This is a genomic window from Streptomyces sp. (assembly GCF_036566765.1).
In the GTDB taxonomy this organism is placed as follows: Bacteria; Actinomycetota; Actinomycetes; order Streptomycetales; family Streptomycetaceae; genus Streptomyces.
Map to the genome: position 1 here is coordinate 1 of NZ_DATCVQ010000475.1, position 3,977 is coordinate 3,977.

Sequence of the window (3,977 nt, forward strand, 5' to 3'; positions counted from 1 at the left end):
CGCCTGCGGGCTGGACGCGACGGGCGCCGGGGAGGGGGCCGGCGCGGGCGGGTTCGGGCGGCCGCCGCGGCGCGCCTCGATCATGGCGGTGGCGCTGTGCGGCAGCCAGGCCGAGGCCGTGCCGCTGTCGTCGCTGCCGGAGCCGAAGAGGTGCGGGGCGAGCTGGGCCTGCAGGTCGGCGGGGGTGGGCCGGAGCGACACGTCCATCTGCATGCAGGACTCGATGAGCGGCCGCAGCTCGTCGGGCAGTCCGGCCAGGTCCGGGCCCTCGCGCAGCAGCATGAAGACGGTCTCGACCGGGTTCGCGCCGTGGAAGGGCGCGTGGCCGGTGGCCGCGAAGACCAGCATCGAGCCCAGCGAGAAGACGTCGCTCGCGCCGGTGACGCTGCGCGAGTCGCGGGCCTGCTCGGGCGACATGTACGCGGGCGTGCCGACGGCGACGTTCGTCATGGTCAGCCGGGTGTTGGAGACGCCGGACGCGATGCCGAAGTCGATCACCCTGGGGCCGTCCTCGACGACGAGGACGTTGGAGGGCTTGAGGTCGCGGTGGACCAGGCCCGCGCCGTGGATGGACTGCAGGGCCTCGGCGACGCCGGCCGCGAGCCAGCGCACCGCCTGGGCCGGCAGCGGCCCGCACTCGTTCACTATCTCTTCGAGGGAGGGCGCCGGGACGTACGCGGTGGCCAGCCAGGGCACGGCGGCCCGCGGGTCGGCGTCCACGACGGCCGCGGTGTAGAACCCGGAGACCGCGCGGGCGGCCTCCACCTCGCGGGTGAACCGGACGCGGAACAGCTGGTCCTCGGCGAGCTCCGTCCGCACGGTCTTGATCGCCACGCGCCGGCCGGACGCCGAGCGCGCGAGATAGACCAGGCCCATGCCTCCGGCACCGAGCCGGCCCAGCACCTCGAAGGGACCGATCCGCCTCGGGTCGTGCTGCGTCAGCTGTTCCACTTGCCTGCCACCTCCCCGTACGGGCCATGAGAGTACGGCCCGCTCGCCCCCTGATTCTTCCTGTCCGGGGCGGCGGTTGCGAACCCGGGGGCGGATCGGGGTGTCCTAGGTCATATCGTCGGGCTTTTCAGCGGACTTTTCGGCCGTTTCCGCATCCCGCTCGGGAGCGGAGTCGTCGGCGACCGCTTTGTCCCCCTCTTCCTCGCCGCCCGCCTTCTCCTCCGCGGGCTCGGCGAGAACCGCGAACCGGGCGCCCTGGTTGTCGGTGAGGACGGCGACGCGGCCGTGCGGGGTGTCGAAGGGCTCGTTGGTGATCCGGCCGCCCATCCGGACCGTCGCCGCGCAGGCCGCGTCGCAGTCGGCGACCGCGAAGTAGACGAGGACATGGCCGGGCATCTGGGCCGGGAATGCCTCGGTGAGCACCGCACGGCCGCCGAACGAGCTGTCGTCGCCGGGCCGCGAGCCGGGCGGGGACCAGACCCGGTAGTCGAGGCTGCCCTCCGTGAGGTCCTGGGCGACGTACCCGAAGACGGCGGCGTAGAAGGTGTCGACGGCGTCCTTCTCGCGCGTGTAGATCTCCATCCAGCAGAAGGAGCCGGGCTCCATCTGGGTCTGGAAGCCGTCGTCGCGCTCGCCGCCCTGGCGCAGCCCGAACACCGCCCCGCCCGGGTCCGCGGCGAGCGCCACGACCCCGTACGGCCCGACGGGGTACGGCTCCATCACCATCTGGCCGCCGGCCGCCCGGATCCTGGCGGCGAGGGCCCCGGCGTCCTCCGTGGCGAGGTAGACGGTCCAGGTGGTGGGCATCCGCCCGTCCCGCTTCGGTACGAGCCCGGCGGCCCGCTTGCCGCCGATCCGGGCCTCGCCGGTGGCGGCGTCGAAGGTCCAGCCGAAGAGCTCGCCGTAGAAGCGCTTGCCCGCTTCGAGGTCGGGGAGCTGGGCGTCCACCCAGCACGGCGTGCCCTCTGCGAATGCGGCCATGGGCGTGGTTCCTTCCAGATACCGGTATCCGGTGTCCACGCTAGGACGGGGCGAATCACCCCGCACCCCCTGAAATCGAACAGATGGATGCATGACGACTCCTGGGTCCGGCCGGCGACCCGGCTCCCCCTTAAGTTGTCCACCGAAGTTGTCCACAGGCTGTTAATAAGCCTATTCGGGTACGGGCGGGTCGGCCCAGGCCCCGGGAGCCCTCGGGGCGCTCCCCGGCGGCGCTCCGGAGGCTGCCGGGGAGGCGGTCAAGGAGGCGGTCGGGGAGGGGTGCACCCCATTTGCAGTCGGCCGAATCGCGCCTCGATCACCCGTCGGTAAGCTGACGGCATGACAGGACAAGTACGCACCGTCGACGGCCGCGTGGCCGGTCGACGAGGTCAGGCGACGCGGCAGAAGCTGCTCGACTGCCTCAGCGAGATGCTCAGCTCCTCTCCGTACCGGGACGTCAAGGTCATCGACGTGGCCCGGAAGGCGGGCACTTCACCCGCGACGTTCTACCAGTACTTCCCCGATGTGGAGGGCGCCGTCCTCGAGATCGCCGAGGAAATGGCCAAGGAGGGCGCGGGGTTGACCGACCTCGTCTCCGGCCGCTCCTGGGTCGGCAAGGCGGGCTGGCAGACCTCCGAGGAGCTCGTCGAGGGATTCCTGGACTTCTGGCGCAAGCACGACGCCATCCTGCGCGTGGTGGACCTGGGCGCCGCGGAGGGCGACAAACGGTTCTACAAGATCCGTATGAAGATCCTGAACTCGGTCACCAACTCCCTTACGGACGCGGTGAAGGAGCTCCAGGCCAAGGGCAAGGTCGACAAGGACGTCAGCCCGGCGGCGATGGCCGGCTCGCTCGTCGCGATGCTCGCCTCGGTGGCCGGGCACCAGAAGGGCTTCCAGACCTGGGGCGTCAAACAGGCCGAACTGAAGCCGAACCTGGCCCTGTTGGTGCACCTCGGGATCACGGGCAAGAAGCCGACGAAGTAACCCGTCGGTCTTCCCTGCCTCCCTTTCGTCCTGTCGCGCCGGCGGCGGCCCGCACCACGGCCGCCGCCGGCGTTCCCGTCCGTGCGCTTCCTGTCCGTGCGCTTCCTGTCGCGGATACGGGCTCAGCACCGCGTCAGGCGGAAGAGCCGGATCTCCCGTTCCACCCGCGCCTGGTACGTCGCGTACGGCGGCCAGAAGCCCAGGACCGCCTTCCAGGCGGCCGCCCGCTCCTCCCCCGTCAGCAGCTCCGCGCGGACCGGGATCGTCTCGCCGCGCCAGCTCACCTCCGCGTCCGGATGGGCCAGCAGGTTCGCCGTCCACGCCGGGTGCCCCGGGCGGCCGAAGTTCGAGCCGATCAGGATCCACGTGGCCCCGGACGCCTCCGGCATGCAGGCCAGCGGGGTCGTGCGCGGGATCCCCGACTTCGCGCCGCGCACGGTGAGGATCACCCCGGGCAGCATCTGGGCGCTGAGCATCACCTTGCCGCGGGTCAGCCGGTGGACCGTGCGGTCCATCGCGGGGATGAAGTGCGGCGCGATCTTCGCGAAGGTGCGCGTCGAGGACACCTTCTGCATCAGGCGCAGTCCCACAGGCATCAGGCCGCCGCCTCCTTCCGTGCCGGATCCGGTCCGAAGAGCCCGGCCGCGCCCGCCGCGGCCGCCCGCAGCCGGTGCACCGGGCCGAAGAGCAGCTCGTCGGCGCTCGCCCGTTTGAAGTACAGGTGCGCCTCGTGCTCCCAGGTGAAGCCGATCCCGCCGTGCAGCTGGATCGTCTCGCCGGTGACCGCCCGCGCCGTCTCCAGGCACTGCGCGAGCGCGAGCGCCGCGGCCCCGGGCTCCCCCGGGCCGGGCCGGCCCGCGTCCCAGGCCGCGTAGTACGCCGCCGAGCGGGCCGCCTGGAGCTGCACGTACAGGTCGGCGAGCCGGTGCTTGACCGCCTGGAAGGAGCCGACGGGTCGGCCGAACTGTTCGCGGGCGCGCACGTACGCGACCGTGGCGTCCAGGCAGTGCGCGGCCGCGCCGACCGCCTCGGCGGCGACGACCGCGGCCGCGGTGCGT

The 3,977-nt window shown here is 72.3% G+C and carries 5 protein-coding genes; 1 reads left to right on the forward strand and 4 read right to left on the reverse strand.

Annotated elements, in window-relative coordinates:
- Nucleotides 1-951 (reverse strand): serine/threonine-protein kinase (locus VIU94_RS28010; RefSeq protein WP_331915352.1); only part of this gene is annotated, 951 nt, incomplete at its 3' end.
- Nucleotides 952-1,056: 105 nt separating this feature from the next.
- A complete protein-coding gene (locus VIU94_RS28015) occupies nucleotides 1,057-1,932 on the reverse strand; it encodes a VOC family protein (RefSeq protein WP_331915354.1) in 876 nt (291 codons plus the stop codon).
- A 339-nt stretch (nucleotides 1,933-2,271) separates the two neighbouring features.
- Here VIU94_RS28015 and VIU94_RS28020 point away from each other — a divergent pair, with 339 nt between their 5' ends.
- Nucleotides 2,272-2,919 (forward strand): TetR family transcriptional regulator, encoded by a 648-nt coding sequence (locus tag VIU94_RS28020; RefSeq protein WP_331915356.1) that lies wholly within the window; start codon nucleotides 2,272-2,274, stop codon nucleotides 2,917-2,919.
- A gap of 122 nt (nucleotides 2,920-3,041) precedes the next feature.
- Here the strand turns inward: VIU94_RS28020 and VIU94_RS28025 are convergent, their stop codons facing one another.
- Together VIU94_RS28025 and VIU94_RS28030 are read right to left on the reverse strand one after the other, a co-directional pair.
- Complete coding sequence (locus tag VIU94_RS28025; protein ID WP_331915358.1) at nucleotides 3,042-3,515, reverse strand: nitroreductase family deazaflavin-dependent oxidoreductase; 474 nt, start codon at nucleotides 3,513-3,515, stop codon at nucleotides 3,042-3,044.
- On the reverse strand, nucleotides 3,515-3,977 hold a 463-nt coding region (locus tag VIU94_RS28030; protein ID WP_331915360.1), incomplete at its 5' end, for an acyl-CoA dehydrogenase family protein. The genes VIU94_RS28025 and VIU94_RS28030, both read right to left, overlap by 1 nt.

What these genes read in the sequence shown, in the direction of transcription:
- VIU94_RS28015 (WP_331915354.1), bottom strand. Translation starts at nt 1,932, where the DNA reads ATGGCCGCATTCGCAGAGGGCACGCCGTGCTGGGTGGACGCCCAGCTC.
- VIU94_RS28025 (WP_331915358.1), bottom strand. Translation starts at nt 3,515, where the DNA reads ATGCCTGTGGGACTGCGCCTGATGCAGAAGGTGTCCTCGACGCGCACC.
- VIU94_RS28020 (WP_331915356.1), top strand. Translation starts at nt 2,272, where the DNA reads ATGACAGGACAAGTACGCACCGTCGACGGCCGCGTGGCCGGTCGACGA.